This is a genomic window from Agriterribacter sp., assembly GCF_035444585.1.
Classification (GTDB): Bacteria; Bacteroidota; Bacteroidia; order Chitinophagales; family Chitinophagaceae; genus Agriterribacter.
The window spans coordinates 1-15,749 of record NZ_DAOMOZ010000107.1; the positions used below are offsets into that span (position 1 = coordinate 1).

11 protein-coding genes are annotated in these 15,749 nt (G+C 44.4%); 7 read left to right on the forward strand and 4 right to left on the reverse strand.

Translation table 11 applies throughout. The features are described from left to right. Positions 1 to 142 precede the first annotated feature (142 nt). Positions 143 to 682, reverse strand: coding sequence for an SRPBCC family protein (locus tag PLH26_RS12395; protein WP_324586338.1), 540 nt, complete (start codon positions 680 to 682; stop codon positions 143 to 145). A gap of 193 nt (positions 683 to 875) precedes the next feature. On the opposite strand from PLH26_RS12395, the gene fusA reads away from it, so the two are divergent. Together fusA and PLH26_RS12405 are read left to right on the forward strand one after the other, a co-directional pair. Then, positions 876 to 3,020, forward strand: a complete 2,145-nt coding sequence (gene fusA / locus PLH26_RS12400) for an elongation factor G (protein ID WP_324586339.1) — start codon at positions 876 to 878, stop codon at positions 3,018 to 3,020. A gap of 123 nt (positions 3,021 to 3,143) precedes the next feature. After that, on the forward strand, positions 3,144 to 3,584 hold the full coding sequence (locus PLH26_RS12405; protein WP_324586340.1) for a hypothetical protein: 441 nt from the start codon (positions 3,144 to 3,146) through the stop codon (positions 3,582 to 3,584). Between the two features lie 895 nt (positions 3,585 to 4,479). On the opposite strand, the gene PLH26_RS12410 is transcribed toward PLH26_RS12405, so the two are convergent. Then, complete coding sequence (locus PLH26_RS12410) at positions 4,480 to 10,647, reverse strand: alpha-2-macroglobulin family protein (protein ID WP_324586341.1); 6,168 nt, start codon at positions 10,645 to 10,647, stop codon at positions 4,480 to 4,482. Between the two features lie 397 nt (positions 10,648 to 11,044). Between PLH26_RS12410 and PLH26_RS12415 the strand changes: the two genes are divergently transcribed. Both PLH26_RS12415 and dnaJ read left to right on the forward strand, forming a co-directional pair. Continuing rightward, positions 11,045 to 11,614, forward strand: coding sequence for a nucleotide exchange factor GrpE (locus PLH26_RS12415; protein ID WP_324586342.1), 570 nt, complete (start codon positions 11,045 to 11,047; stop codon positions 11,612 to 11,614). A gap of 82 nt (positions 11,615 to 11,696) precedes the next feature. Then, positions 11,697 to 12,842 carry a molecular chaperone DnaJ gene (gene dnaJ, locus PLH26_RS12420; protein WP_324586343.1) on the forward strand — a complete coding sequence of 382 codons (1,146 nt, stop codon included), beginning with the start codon at positions 11,697 to 11,699 and terminating at the stop codon, positions 12,840 to 12,842. Between the two features lie 29 nt (positions 12,843 to 12,871). On the opposite strand, the gene PLH26_RS12425 is transcribed toward dnaJ, so the two are convergent. Beyond that, a complete protein-coding gene (locus PLH26_RS12425) occupies positions 12,872 to 13,000 on the reverse strand; it encodes a hypothetical protein (RefSeq protein WP_324586344.1) in 129 nt (42 codons plus the stop codon). Between the two features lie 141 nt (positions 13,001 to 13,141). Continuing rightward, positions 13,142 to 14,299 carry a sensor histidine kinase gene (locus PLH26_RS12430; RefSeq protein ID WP_324586345.1) on the reverse strand — a complete coding sequence of 386 codons (1,158 nt, stop codon included), beginning with the start codon at positions 14,297 to 14,299 and terminating at the stop codon, positions 13,142 to 13,144. Between the two features lie 62 nt (positions 14,300 to 14,361). Between PLH26_RS12430 and PLH26_RS12435 the strand changes: the two genes are divergently transcribed. From PLH26_RS12435 to PLH26_RS12445, 3 genes are read left to right on the forward strand one after another with little or no spacing between them, the layout of a single operon-like run. Beyond that, positions 14,362 to 14,919 carry a glycosyltransferase gene (locus PLH26_RS12435; RefSeq protein WP_324586346.1) on the forward strand — a complete coding sequence of 186 codons (558 nt, stop codon included), beginning with the start codon at positions 14,362 to 14,364 and terminating at the stop codon, positions 14,917 to 14,919. Next, positions 14,892 to 15,383, forward strand: coding sequence for a glycosyltransferase family 2 protein (locus tag PLH26_RS12440; RefSeq protein ID WP_324586347.1), 492 nt, complete (start codon positions 14,892 to 14,894; stop codon positions 15,381 to 15,383). The genes PLH26_RS12435 and PLH26_RS12440 overlap by 28 nt, the downstream gene beginning before the upstream one ends. A 53-nt stretch (positions 15,384 to 15,436) precedes the next feature. After that, on the forward strand, positions 15,437 to 15,640 hold the full coding sequence (locus tag PLH26_RS12445; RefSeq protein ID WP_324586348.1) for a hypothetical protein: 204 nt from the start codon (positions 15,437 to 15,439) through the stop codon (positions 15,638 to 15,640). Positions 15,641 to 15,749 lie beyond the last annotated feature (109 nt).

The following is a 15,749-nucleotide window of genomic DNA, read 5'->3' on the forward strand; positions in this document are numbered from 1 at the left end:
TAATGCTGAATTCATCATGTTTTGCCAGATGCCTGGCCAGGTTAATGCCTGCAAATCCTCCGCCTATTATCAGTATTTTTTTTGTTGTCATGCTTAATTCCCTTTCTAAAAATGGTTTGTCACAGAAAATAGATGCCTGTATCTAAAGCGCTTCACAGATTTGTTTAAGCTTATTCAATCCATTGCTGAAATCCCTGTCCATCATTTTATCCATATTCATAAATAATTGCATTGTATTCACAGGGTAGGGGAACCTGCTGTCAAATCCCCACGTAGCCCTGGTCGTATTCCCTTCACCGGTGAGTATAATAAAAGTGTTGGCTTCACTTTCAAAGGGCTCATAAAACCTGAGTATCGAATTGATCTTATCAGGCGCTTCTGTTACAGTGATCGTTTCACTTCCGCTTCCCACCTCTTTATTGCCTTTCCATTTGTGCACAGCGCCAACTGTTCCGTCTGTGCCTTCAATAGTATGCTGCATATCGGGGTCATATGCTGCCCAGGGGCTCCACTTATTGCGGTTGGTAAAATTACTTACCTGTTCCCATACTTTTTCTTTGGGGGCGTCAATGGTTATGCTTCTCTCAAAATGATAATCTTTTGCAATAAAGAGGCCGGCAATTAAAATGAACAAAATTGCAGCCAGAAGCAACAATCCGATGTATTTTAATATTTTTTTCATCGCTTTAGATTTCAGCAGTGTGCCATAAAGCTACCAAACCCTGCATGGCTTTTCGAGTTTTTCAGGTATAAAAATTTACAACTGCCCTGCTATTGTTTTCACACTAATTTTGCTACCTTTGCGCCTCAAAAAAATATAGTTGGAGAGCAGTTCTCCAATATATTGTAAATAAAAAAATATTAACCCCAGTAAAATGGCAGACTTAAAATTTCAGAGAAACTTTGGTATTGCGGCACATATTGATGCCGGTAAAACCACCACTACAGAGCGTATTCTGCGCTATACCGGAATGATCCACAAGACCGGGGAGGTGCATGAGGGTGGTGCTACAACCGACTGGATGGAGCAGGAAAAGGAGAGAGGGATTACGATCACCTCTGCAGCCGTAAGCTGTCAATGGGCATTCCCTACGGTAAACGGGAAGCCAACTGCCGACACAAAAAAATACAGCTTCAATATTATTGATACGCCCGGTCACGTGGATTTTACGGTGGAAGTGGAGCGCTCCATGCGTGTACTGGATGGACTGATAGCCCTGTTTTCGGCTGTGGACGGCGTTGAGCCCCAGAGCGAAACGGTTTGGCGCCAGGCAAACCGTTATAAAGTACCCCGTATCGGTTTTGTGAATAAAATGGACCGTTCCGGCGCCGACTTCTTAAATGTTGTAAAACAGGTGAGGGAAATGCTGGGTGCCAAAGCAGTGCCCCTGCAGTTGCCTATTGGTGCTGAAGATAATTTTAAAGGCGTGGTAGACCTTATAAAAATGAAAGGTATTATCTGGCATAATGAAACAGAAGGCATGACCTTTGACGAGATTGAAGTGCCTGGCGATATCCTGGAAGAGGCGAAAGAATGGCGGGGGCATCTGGTAGAAGCCGTTGCCGAATACGATGATAATCTGATGGAGAAATTCTTTGATGATCCTGACAGCATCACGGCAGACGAAATGCATGCCGCTATTCGTAAGGCTACCATCGACCTTACGATTGTGCCTATGATGTGCGGTTCTTCCTTTAAAAACAAAGGGGTGCAAACTGCATTGGATGCCGTTTGCCGTTACCTCCCTTCACCCGTTGATATAGACGCGATAGAGGGGATCAACCCGGATACCGGCGAAACGGAGGTACGTAAGCCCGAAGCTAAAGAACCTTTTGCTGCGCTGGCGTTCAAGATCATGACCGATCCCTTTGTAGGCCGTCTTGCATTCTTCCGCGTATATTCCGGGCATCTGGATGCAGGCTCTTATGTACTGAATGTAAGGAGCGGGAAGAAGGAAAGGATCAGCCGTATCATGAAAATGTTTGCCAATAAGCAAAACCCGGTTGACTTTATTGAAGCCGGTGATATCGGAGCTGCTGTTGGGTTCAAGGAAATAAAAACCGGGGATACGCTTTGCAATGAAGACCACCCCATTACGCTCGAGAACATGTTTATTCCCGAGCCGGTCATTGCAATTGCAATAGAGCCTAAAACACAGGTTGATGTTGATAAGATGAGCATAGCAATAGGCAAGCTGGTTGAGGAAGACCCCACGCTGCGTGTAAATACCGATGAAGATACCGGGCAAACCATTTTGCGCGGTATGGGTGAGCTGCACCTGGAGATCATTATAGACCGCATGCGCCGTGAATTTAAAGTGGAAGTTAACCAGGGCGCACCGCAGGTAGCATACAAAGAGGCGTTCACTACTAAAGTTGAGCACCGCGAAGTGTTGAAAAAGCAAACCGGTGGTAGGGGTAAATTCGCTGATATCGTGTTTGAAATAGGACCTGCCGATGAAGAGTGGATCAATGAAAACCCGGGCAAATCGTTCCAGTTCGTGAACGATATTTTTGGAGGCTCTATTCCCCGCGAATTTGTTCCTGCTATACAAAAAGGTTTTGAAACTTCTATGAATAACGGGGTTTTGGCAAATTACCCCGTACAGAATATGAAAGTGCGTGTGTTTGACGGCAGCTTCCATGATGTGGATTCCGATTCCATGTCGTTTGAGCTTTGCGCAAAGAGCGGTTTCCGTGAAGCAGGCCGTAAAGCCAAACCCGTGCTGCTGGAACCTATTATGAAGGTAGAAGTGTTAACACCCGATCAGTACATGGGTGATGTAACAGGCGATATTAACCGCCGCCGCGGCATACTGGAAGGCATGGACACCCGTAATAACCTGCAGGTTATTAAAGCAAAAGTGCCGCTGAGCGAAATGTTTGGTTATGTAACCCAACTGCGTTCATTAACTTCCGGACGTGCTACATCCACTATGGAATTCAGTCATTACAATCCTACACCTAACAATCTTGCTGAAGAAGTGATTGCGAAGGTGAAAGGAAAGGTAACGGCGTAATGAGTGGTGAGTTGTAAGTGGTGAGTAAAAAGATACATTTAAATAATAGCCCGTTCTGCGAAGGTAGAGCGGGTTATTGCTTTATTGATGGTTTCCTGTTTCTTCGTATCATGAAAACGAACAATGAGCCTCACTTTTAAGCCATATCACCTGTTTGCCCTGGCAGCCGTTTTGCTGATCATGCTGTCTTTTGTGCCGGCCAATCACCCCATGGATCTGCCCATACAGGGGGCTTCTTATATGCTGAGCTATGCCGATACACTCAGGGCGATCGCTATGCTTTTATTGCTTTTCTGGATATTGTATATGATTACTGTAAGATTTTTATTTTCGGTCTTTTTAATATGGGTACACATTGTAATTACATTGTTGTTGCTGGTGCTTATTGTATTCCTTTTTTTTCATTATTCCGGTCAAAACGCCTCTAACGGATTAATGGAGCTGTCTTTTCAAACCGGACTTAGCCCTCAGATGATCGTTCCGGTTCTGATCATGCTGCTGCTGATAACGCAACTGAGTTATATTATTAACCTGTTTTTGGGAGTAGTAAGAAGAATGAATTAAACGCTGGAACAAAGCATTATATTTATGCAAATCCTGCTCAAAACCAACAGCTACATATAAGTCTCAATACACAAAACCATACCTGCTGCTTTGGGGTTTGTCTGTGGCTATTGTCCATATCTCCATCGCCCGGCCGATAGCGTTGCTAAAGAATTACCGCCCCGTATCCATCTATAAAATTCCTGTTACAAAAGTTGAAAAAGCCAGGTTCCCTCAAAACAAACGCACTTAAAATATTGAAACGATAACACTTCCGCGGGACCTTATCTCTACGCTTTGAATGCAGATCATGCCTCCCTGCTTTTAAATTGGCGATAATGGCAAAGTGCACCTGCGTGTAGGTTTGGGGCCTAACCCGGCAAAATTGCTGTATCAGCTGCTTCTCCCGGTATTATTATTTATAAAGATCTTTTAATACAGGGTATTTCATTGGATGAAGGATACTGGTAAGCAATATATAGTAATAGCGGCAGGGGCGGCTGCGAGGTCGGATCGCCTTCAGGAGATGCTTATGTTGCCTTTAGATTAAAAGACCAAAGCGTGAACAACCTATAAAAAAATCAGCCTTTGGGGCTGATCCTTTTATTCCAATAATGTTGCGCGTTAGTGAGTAAATATTTTTACTCGGTTCTGGCGGGCAATGTATGCAACCTCTTTTTTACTTTTCCTGTTCGTGATCATCTATCCTAATGATTCGATAGTGTAAAGATGCTACAGGTTTACGCGATACGGAACTATATTCGGCAAATCGGGTTGTTCTGTCGTTTTTCGGTTGTTTTTGCCCGATAAGTATTTTTACTTAGCCGGAATTACATGCTATTATATCGCTTCATACATGATTTCTGTGGCGTTAGCCGGCAACGATTGATGTATGTTAAAGGCATACAGATCCTTTCTATTTAACCGTGATCCTTGTGCCTTCCGAATGAGACAGGAATTCGGGAGCATACATACACTGAATGGTAGCCACGCCTGCCGAGAAATCGCCCCTGTGCGTAACAAACAGCGGGTACTCAAATACGTAAGTGCCTTTGCGCAACCAACTAAAAAAGAAATTGGTGGAGGCGTCTTTTGTACTTTCATAATAACCCAATCCTCCCTGCCATTTGTACCGGCTCAATACATTTACAGGTTCTGTGCCTGCGGCACGCAGATCTTTCATATGCACATATTCCATATCCCTGTCGGCCCGTAATTCAATCCGTACTTTTATTTTATCACCCACCTTCAGTACAGTACTGCTGTCTACCGGTTGAAGCACCGGCCCCTGGTCACTGTTCTTTTCTATGAACAATTGCTTTTTCAACTGCATGGGCATTTTATTTTCGGCAGATGCTGATATTTTATCCAGATCTTCAAAATATTGCCAGTACACGGCCCCCCAGCTCCCTGAGCTGTTTGAAGAAGGAGATATTGTTACCTGTATATTACCCATTGCCGGTTTTATTTCTTCTGCCGCAACCTTGTATTTAAAATAGCCCGTTCCTGCTTCATCCGTTTGCGACGAAGAAAATTCCTTTGCGCCCAGTTGAATATTTACCTGTGGCGGGTTGCTCAACCAGTCTGCTCCCGGCAGCAACAACGCATAACAGGCTTCAGCGGTTGATTTGGTAGTGCCCCAGTGCTGTGTTTGTTTTTGTTTCAGCAGCCACAGCTTCATATCATTCACCGCTTTTGTATCGTGTGTTATTTCGTTAAAAGCCCCGATAAGCAGTGATTGTATTTCAACAGGCGCTTCATGCCAGTAGTATCCCCTGCGGTTGTCTTTCCAGTACATGCCCAGCTCTTCATGGGTTATGGCATTTTCTTTAAGCGAAGCAAGAATGGCTTTTGGAGTAAGCCTGTCATTATCCCGGTGCAGGCTCAGCGCAATCATGCCCTGGAAATATTTGCTTTCTTTTGCCCAGAATTGTTTTGCCTGCTGCTTATAATACTGGTATGCTTTCAGCGCCGTTTCATTTACTTTTTTCTCTTTAAAAAAGCTGCGCATATACAGGTATTGTACCGCTATGCCGGTTAAATTGTTTTTTTTGAGATCGGTTTTTTGTTTAACCAGGTTATCGTAATCTTCCTTTATCCTGGCATCGGCATACCGCAATGCCGCATCAATGATTTCATTCCACTCATTGTAACTGTTTTCGGGCAGGGCATTTAGTTTTAGAAGGTGCCCCGCACCGGTTACAATATACTGGGTGATATAACGGTCGTCGCTGCCACCTTTAAACCATACGAAACCACCGTTAGAGGTTTGCATATCTTTCAGCTTATTAAAATTTGTTTTTGCCTCGCTGCTCATGCGCATCATGTCAAACAATAAAGCGATGTTCTGTTTTTGCTCAGCTTCATTCCGGGCCTGCAGTACCCATGGCGTTTCCTGCAGCAAAATGCTTTTCAGCTCTTCGTTTTTTTCAAGGCCGGAAACAAGGCTCCTGCTGCTGGTGGAATCGGTGCGCCATTTGTCGTATACCGCTTTTATGCGTGGTGCACTGTTGGCAATAAGCGTGGCCAGTGTGTTGGCATAATAGCGGTTAAAGGTTTGCTCCGAACATTCATACGGGTATGCCGTAAGGTAAGGCAAGGCCTGAACGGCGTACCAGGCGGGATTGGCAGTATATTCAACTGTTAGGGCGTAATTTTTTTGTGATGAAGCCTGTGTGGTATCCGACTTCAGCAATTTTTCAAATTTGAACTGTTGGGTGCCGCTGCCGCGCATATTCAGGGGCAGGGTTTCTGTTACCAGCATGCGGTTGCTTAAAACCGGCAATACATTTTCTTCCCCATCGGAAAGGATGCTTCCATTAAGGCGTGGCGAAGAAGTGGCGCTGATCCGGTATAATAACGGTGTATTAAAGTTTTCGGGAATGGTAAGCTGGAACAGCACTGCTTCGCTTTGTCCGGGCAATATGGAGAAATTTTTTGCCGGAACAGCATTATGAAACGGAACATCCACCGGTTCATTGGTACCGGCATCAAACAGTTCCAGCTTTGCGAATCCATTGATCAGGCTGTCGCCCATGTTCACTATTTTGGCGCTAAAAGCCATCCTGTCCTTTTCCCTCAAAAAACGGGGTGCATTGGGTTGTACCATCAGCTCTTTCTGCGTAACAGCTAACTGTTGGGCATACCCTAAAGCAAGCGCCGGCGTATGGGCAAAGGTCATCAGCTTCCATTGGGTCAGGGCTTCGGGCATGGTAAAGCTGAACGATATATTGCCCGAGCTGTCGGTTTTAAGGTCAGGAAAAAAGAAAGCGGTTTCGTTGAAGTTTTTGCGGGTACTGCTATTGTTTCCCGTGGTTACTTCCAAATCCTCTTCTTCATTCTTTGCCCGGGCTGTATCGCTTATCCCGGAAGCATCCGCAGCTTTTTCCTCCATTGCCATAGCGGAAGGAGGCGCTGCAGGCGCCGCTGCTACTCCCATGCTGCGCTTTTGCAGCCCATAGCCAACCACAACAACATCGTTCATCCATGATGTACCCACATCAATCAGCCGGTCGTAATTTTTGATGAACACTTCATTCTTTTTCCCGGTTGCATTTCCCAGGTCATTCCTTTGCTGCGACTGCACATCTTCAAAATTTTGTTGGCCGTTCCAGTAGCTGCTCAAATAATATTCGGGCCAAATACCCGGCACAGACCAGTTGTGCGGTTTAAACTGATCCAATGATGCATCATACATGGCAGCCAGCATTTCGGCGGCAACTTTTTCACCTTTTGTACCGGTGATCTTTACTTCCCATTTTTCCCCACTGCCGGGTTCCATTTTATCCCTGAAAGTAGTAAAGCTGATATTGAGCTGTTTGTTGGTCCAGGGCACAGCAATAACATGACTGTTCGTATAGAGGCGGTTGTTTTTCACAAAGAACTGCAATACACCAAAGCCACCGCGATCCTCCTCTGTAGCTGTAAAACGGAAGTCTTTCTTTTCATTGTTCATTGTAAAGAACCGGTAAGCTCCTTCTGCATTGTTTTGTGCGCCTGCATCCAATGGTTGAACATCGTCTTCTATTTCCCTGTCTGTTTGCTGGATCAGGAACACATCGCTGGCTGAAGTGCCGGTGAAGAAGCTGGCGGTTCCGGTTGGCTGTATGGGATCCGGAGTACCTGTACTCCAGGTGTAGGCCGGCGTTGGGAGTGCTTTGGATTTGCTGTCGTACAACTGCACATATTCCACTGCTTTTACTTCCGCCCCGTATTTGTCTGTGGCGGTTGCTTCAATGGCATACCAACCTTGTTCTAATTTAAGATTTAGGATTTGATATTTGAGATTTGCCGCAGTGGTAAGTGAATCGCTGTATACTGCCGCTCCTTTTTTCCAGTTGCGGTAATCCGATTCATCTTTATATTCATCATGCGGGAAAAGCCTGATGAACTCATCCTCTTTATAGATAAACTGGTCGGGCTTTTGCCAGTACCGGCTGCGGATAAGTCGGCCGGGAGATTGCAACGGGTATATTTTTACATTGGCCTGAACAGGTTCAAATACGCCATTCATATTTTTGCTGCTGATGTTAAAAGCGTTAAAGTTATCCAAAGCGAGCGGGCCGCTTTGCAGCATTGCAATATCCAGTTGAATGGCTTTATAGCCTACCTGTACAATTTCTGTGCTGCTGCGGGTTTCACCGTTGATATCCGTTACATCCGCTTCAATGGTATAGTCAAAAACAGGCTCAAGCGTTTGGCTGATCGTGAGGTCGGGTATTGCCTTAAAACGGATGCTGAAATTCCCGGCAGAGTCTGTGGTTGTAAGTCCGTTCGCTATCTCCATAGGCGCGGTATGGGGCATCCCATTACGGTAATACAGCCAGGGATACCTAAACCTTGCCCGGCGCGATACGCGGTATTTTACAGTAGCGCCGTCAATATTATTCCCGGCATAGGCCCTGGCAGTTCCGGTTATGCTAACGGTATCGTTCACCCTGTAACTGCTCTGCGGCTTGTTGATCTCTACCAGGAATTTCGGACGTTTGTATTCTTCTACCGAAAAACGTGCACTGCTTTGGTTGTATTCCTGTACCTGTATATTAAAATTACCGGTAAGCACATGTTGCGGCAATTGGAACTGTCCGTGTATGGAACCATATTCATTGAGGGTCAAAGAAAGCGAATCCAACACCTCACTGTTCACATCCTGCAGGTATACTTTTACGGTTTTGCCGGTAACGGCTACCGCCTGGCGGTTGGCTGCATTTTTGGTAACGCCGATACCCTTAAAATATACGGTTTGCCCGGGGCGGTAAATGCTTCTGTCGGTGAAAAAATATATCCTCGCATTTTTTTGTTCATATTCATCTGCCGTGGCATTTGCTTCATTTGCATCATACCGTGTATACAGGTATTCATAATCATCCATAAAAAGATGATCTTTTTCCCACCTTATCTCCAGCCGTGCGTTGCGGTTCTCCCTGCCTGTGGTTTTTAATTCGAAGAACCCGTTTTTTCCGGTTGTTATATTTTCTGCTTTTTGCAGTTTATTTTTCCGGTCGGTATAATCGTATCCGGAGGTCCATACCTGTACCAAAGCGCCGGCAAGGGGCTTGCCGGTGTTGCGGTGTAAAACAAAGTATGAGTTGTTATTATTGACATAACTGATATTGGATACATAAAAATATTGTGCCGCCAGCAGGTTCCTGGCGGTGGTGAAGCTATTGTTTACGCTTCCCAGCAAAACGTATTCTCCGGCCGGCAGCGGGTCAATTTTTACTTCAACCGAATGATCGCGGTAATCATCTGTTGCCGGCAGTTCCTGCTGCCAGGTTCGTACAGCAGGCAAATCAGTAAGTTTGTTCCAGTATGCTGTTTCATAACGGTTTTGCCATTGTTCTTTCAGCGCCCTGTCAATTTTTACGATTCTGAAATGACAGGTAAAGAAATTTTTGTAGCTCACCAGTGTTCTGAATGCTTCCCCGGGGATATTTACTTTCTCGGTTTGCAGGGTTAAAGATTTACCGAGAATATTGTTGAGCAGGTTGCTGCAAAGGGCTGCACCTTCAGTTCCCGGAAAATCCTTTATCGTTTTTTCACAAATTTCCCTGGCGGTTTTATATGCATACCTTAAATCTTCATTGCCCTTTGCCTCATCATAGTTGGTACCCTGCCTGAAATAATACTGCGCCAGCAAACCCCAGGCCTGCGCTGCTGCGGGTTGTTTGTCATATTGTGTTGTAAGCTGTTCCAAAGCTGTTTTGTATAATTCATCTTTACCGGGCATTGCGGCATGCCGGTAAACAAATTGCAGTCTTCGCAAATCGGCGTCCATCAACGCATCAGGTTCTGAATCATTGATGTGAAAGGATAGCAGCTGCCGGAAAATGAGCAGTGCCTTATGATGCAGCGAGGACGAATCTTTTGTTGGAAAAACATGATGAATAAAATCTGCTGCGGGGGCAAATGCTGTATTTTCACTGATGATAAAGGCGTAAGCGGGCCTGGTGATATCTCTTTCATCGTTTTCAAAGTAATCCAGCGCCCTGTGGGCCAACAGGTCATAGAGGGTAGGACGAAGGTTCCGGGTATTGCCCTTAATGATAATGGGTTCGTAAGCTTCAGGTTTGATCTGCTGTAAAATCTTTTCATCCGCTACAGAAGCCACATACAGCTCGCTGATCTTGTGATGCAGGTCATCCAATGTCCACGTAGCGATGTCTTCCTTATTTACATTGGTCGTATTGGTCCTGTCATAAAATTCCCAGCGGTTATTTTGAAAGTATTGCCAGTACATTCCGGCTGCAACCGATTGCAGGATATAGCGAACAGGGGGTTGCGTTGTGCGTATTTCCGCCTCTATTTTACGAATGCTTTCTTCAGCTCCGCTTTCTGTTAAGGTAGCGTTGAGATTGACCTGATAGATGAGCGCCCTGATCAATTGTGCATCGTTCTTTTCTTTCTTTGCCCGCTCGTATATTTTATTTACTTCTGCAATTGCCGATTTGGGCAGGCTTCTTTCCTGAATGAGGTTGTCAATTTTTTTCCAGGCATCATTGTAATTCATTTTGGTTTGACTTTTGGTTTGTATGAACAGTAAGAAGGAGAATGTATATAGCAGCAGGTGTTTCAAAAATTTCATATTGTTGTATTTGGATGATGCACGGAACAGACCGGGCAATATGTAGTGGTTTGTATTAGAGATGCTGAAGTAATGTGTATTGCATAAAATTAAACAAATCATTCTGCAAATGACTGGTGCATATTCTAAAGCGTTAATGCGGCCGGGCCGCTAACAAGCGGCAGGGCAGCCGGCGGGCTTTACCCAATCGATCCCCGACATTACTTCTTCATACGCCACAAGAACTTTAATACGGATAATATATTTAAAAAAATAATTATTTGTTATTGATTTTAGGGATTTAAAAATTTTAAATTTATAATTTAAGATATTCTGTATTTACGCCAATTTGACCTGTAACAAGGGTTGGCAAACTTGTTGCCTGATTTAAAAGCATTTATACAATATTACAAGGACTATGGAAGATTTCAAGAATAACACTGCTGGAAATCACGAAAACCCGCCATCCGGCGACGCTGAAAACCTCAATGAAAGCGCAAATATGACAGATCAATCAGAATTGCCTGAGGAACTGACAGATGCAGTGGAAAAGACCCGGGCGGAATTGGCAGAGCAAAAGGAGAAATATTTGCGTTTGTATGCCGAATTTGATAATTACAAGAAGAGAAGCGCCCGCGAAAGAGTGGAATTGATGCAAACTGCCGGCAGGGAAGTAATTGTTTCGTTATTAGAAGTGTTAGATGACTGCGACAGAGCCGAAAAGCAATTACTGGAAAGTGGGGAGAAGGATGCGGTACAGGAAGGCGTGATACTGGTATTTAATAAATTAAGATCTGTTTTGTATGCCAAAGGAGTTAAACCGATGGACTGTAAGGGTAAGGAATTTAATCCCGACGAACACGACGCCGTTAGCCAGGTGCCGGTTGCTGATAAGGATTTGAAAGGGAAAGTGATAGAAGAAATCCTAAAGGGATATTACCTCAACGATAAAATCATACGTTTTGCCAAAGTGGTTGTAGGATTGTAATATTAAAGATGAGCCAGCGTGCTCAATTCCTGAATGACCGGATTTGATTTTCTGGTTTTTTCAGGTTAGTATATTTAAATATATGAAAAGAGATTATTACGAAGTATTGAGTATTTCTAAATCTGCATCGGCCGATGAGATCAAGAAAGCATACCGGAAAGTAGCTATGCAGTATCATCCCGACCGGAATGCAGGGGACAAAGCTGCTGAAGAAAAATTCAAAGAAGCTGCAGAAGCCTATGAGGTATTAAGTGATGCTGATAAAAGATCGAAGTACGACAGGTTCGGACATGCCGGGTTAGGAAATAACGGAAGGGGTTTTGGTAATATGAATACCGAAGATATCTTCAGTCAGTTTGGAGATATTTTTGGTGATGATATTTTTGGTAGTTTTTTTGGCGGGGGAAGCAGAAGCAGCGGAAGAAGAAGTCAGGGGGTACGTGGGAGCAACCTCAGGGTTAAAATAAAACTGAACTTTGAAGAGATCGCTAACGGTGCCACCAAAACGATTAAAGTAAAAAAGTATGTTTCCTGTAATACCTGTAGTGGCACAGGTGCAAAAGATAAAGGTGGCGTACAAACCTGCTCTACCTGTGGTGGAAGCGGGCAGGTTCGGAAAGTAACCAATACTTTTTTGGGTCAGATGCAAACCGTTACTACCTGCCCGGCTTGTAACGGACAGGGAACTACGATAACCAGCAAATGTACCAGTTGCCGTGGCGAAGGAAGGGTGTATGGCGAAGAAACGGTAAATATTGATATCCCGGCCGGGGTGCAGGAAGGAATGCAATTGAGCATGAGCGGCAAAGGCAATGCCGGGGAAAGAGGCGGTGCTCCGGGCGATTTAATAATACTGATTGAAGAAGAAAATCATCAATACCTGCAGAGAGATGGCTTGAATGTTGTATTTGATCTTCATGTTTCCTTTATAGATGTTGTTTTTGGTACACAGGTAGAGGTGCCTACTATAGATGGTAAGGCAAAAATAAAGATACCTGCCGGCACACAGAGCGGTAAAATCTTCCGGTTAAAGGGTAAGGGCTTTCCCGCGATCAATTCGTATGAAAAGGGTGATCAGCTTATTCATGTAAATGTGTGGACGCCTCAAAATATCAATGCTGAAGAAAAAGCAGTGCTTGAAAAATTGCAGGATTCGCCCAACTTTAAGCCACAGCCTGTAAAGGGTGAAAAAAGTTTTTTTGAGCGGGTGAAGGAGATGTTTGGATAACGGGGGTTGCAGGTTTCAGGGAGGAAGTTTCAGTGATCCAGCATTACCTGTTGTAAGGTAAGGCGTTTATTGACCAGCTCTTTTACGATTTGCTTTTTTAACGGCTCGGAGAAAATCCGGCTCTCCCGCATCTCCAATTTTTGATTACTTTGCCTCATAATAAGTGACTGTTTTTTGTCAACCTGTTTTAGGCATGCATATCCTGTACCCTGCAACTTGTAACCTTCTTCCCCTGCTCCTTGCAACTGCCCTTCTGACCTTTCACTTCTCACCTCTCACGGCCATATCCCTGCAACTTATTAAGTCGCAAACTTCTTCAATATGATCCTGAATGTAGTTCCTTTGCCGGGTTCCGAACTTTTTACAAACAGTTGACCTTTGTGGTATTGCTGAACAATGCGTTGTGAAAGCGTTAAACCCAGTCCCCATCCGCGCCTTTTGGTGGTAAAGCCCGGTTTAAATACTTTGCCGATGTGCGTGGACGCTATCCCTTTGCCGGTGTCGCTTACATCTATTTGTACCTGTTGATCTGTTTCAGTAATGCCGATGGTAATAGTTCCTTTCCCTCCCATCGCATCCAACGCATTTTTTAAAAGATTTTCAACAACCCAATCGAACAGCGATGCAGAAATTTTTACACGAATGGCTTGTGCATTATCTGCATTTATAATAAACCGCACTTTTTCGGGAGACCGGCGGCGGATATAATCCACCATATTGGTGATCTGCGCCAGAAGGTCTTTTTCTTCCAGTTTGGGCGTGCTTCCGATTTTGCTGAACCGGTCGGATACGAGTTGCAGCCTGTCTACATCTTTTGACAATTCCGCCGCTATCTTTTCATTATAGGGATCTTCTTTCAGCATCGCCACCCATCCCTGAAGGGAAGTAACCGGTGTGCCAAGCTGGTGGGCGGTTTCTTTGGCCATACCGGCCCATAGCTGGTTTTGAACAGAACGGTTACGGGTGGCTATAGCATACAGTGCAAAAATGATGAACAAAGCCACAATCAGCAGCTGCACCAGTGGATAGTATCTTACCTCCTGCAGCAGGGTGGAATCGCCGTAGTAGTACAGGTCTTTTTTCCCGTTGAGAGGGTCAATATAAACGATGGGCTCATGCTGATTTTTGAACTGCCGTACTTTTTGATGCAGATAACCGGTATCCCTTTTAGCTTTAACAGAATCGAGATTGATATAATGTATTATGTTACCGTTTTCATTAACTCCGATAATGGGAATATCCTTATTGTTGATGATAATGGCGGAAACCAGTTTCGTATCCGCATCTGGTGGCGAACTGATCAGGAATTTTTCTGCTTCCACCCAGATTTCCACTTTCTGCCTTTCGTCTGCTGCTATTTTATTGGCCAGGTACTGAGAATAGAAGATCGTGCCTGTTACAATAGCAATGGCAATTGCCGACAATGTGGTACGCCAGTTAAAGAAACGCTGAAACATATTTAAAAATAGCGAAACGGTAACAATGCTTCCTTTATTTTTGGAAAAAATAATCCTTTATATTGAGTCATTATCCATCGGTAGCAGTAATTATTTTGAACTGGAACGGCAAAAAATACCTGGAGCAGTTCCTTCCATTCCTTATGCTTACTACATATCCCGGGGTGCAGTTGGTGGTAGCCGACAACGGTTCAACCGATGATTCGCTCGATTTTCTTACCCGGAATTATCCCCGGGTTAAGCAATTGCGTAGTGCGGTAAATGAAGGCTTTGCCAGGGGATACAACACGGCCTTAAAGCAGGTAGAAGCTTCCTATTACGTATTGTTAAATTCTGATGTGGAGGTAACACCAGGATGGATAGAACCGGTGATTGAATTAATGGAAAGCAATGCCGGTATCGGCGCCTGCCAGCCCAAAGTATTGTCGTGGCATAATAAAACGATGTTTGAATATGCCGGTGCTGCAGGCGGATGGACAGATGCCTGTGGTTATGCTTTTTGCCGGGGCAGGGTATTTGACACATGTGAAAAAGATACGGGGCAATACGACGATGCAGTGCGGTGTTCTGGGCTTCGGGTTGCGCTTTATTTGTGCGGTCGCAGGTATATCACAGCTTAAACGGTTTTGATGAATTGTTTTTTGCCCACCAGGAAGAAATTGATCTGTGCTGGCGGATGCAACTGTCGGGCTGGCTTGTTTACGTGTGCCCGCACTCAGTAGTATATCACGTTGGCGGGGGGAGTTTGCCCAAAGGCGATCCCCGTAAAGTATATTTAAATTACCGCAACAGCCTCATCATGCTTTACAAGAATTATTCATTTGCGGAAAAGTTATGGAAGATTCCATTCCGGCTGGTACTCGACGGAATAAGCGTCATTCAGCAATTATTAGCGGGCAATAAGGGCTATGCCGGCATTGTATTGAAAGCACATTTTGCATTTTACAAATGGCTTTTATCGGCTAAGGATAAAAAATATTTTCCGGTGAAAAGGGTTGCTCATCCGAACGGAATATATTCAGGCAGCGTGGTATGGAAGTATTTTATACAGAAGAAGCGCACTTTTACAGAAATTATTGGATGAAAAGGGCAAATGTTAGCCGTTAACCGCTATTTTTGTAAAGCAAATCAATCGATATGGAACAGGAAATTACCGTAAACAGTAAAAAAGATTTCGCCTGGAGTTGGGTAAAATCATCCCGGTTTTTGTTTTACATGCAGTTGGTAGCCATCATTGCTTTTTTAATTGGCGGAAGCTATGGATTATATAAGCACCGCTATAAAGGCAAACCTAAAGTAACGGTACCTGAAAACACCTTGTATACGCCCAAGTATAAATAGCAAAGCGGTATAGAAAAATTTTGCCGTTTAAAAGCAATCCTTAATTTTGCACTCCCCGATCAGATCTTTTATATGCGGAAGTAGCTCATTTGGTAGAGCACGACCTTGC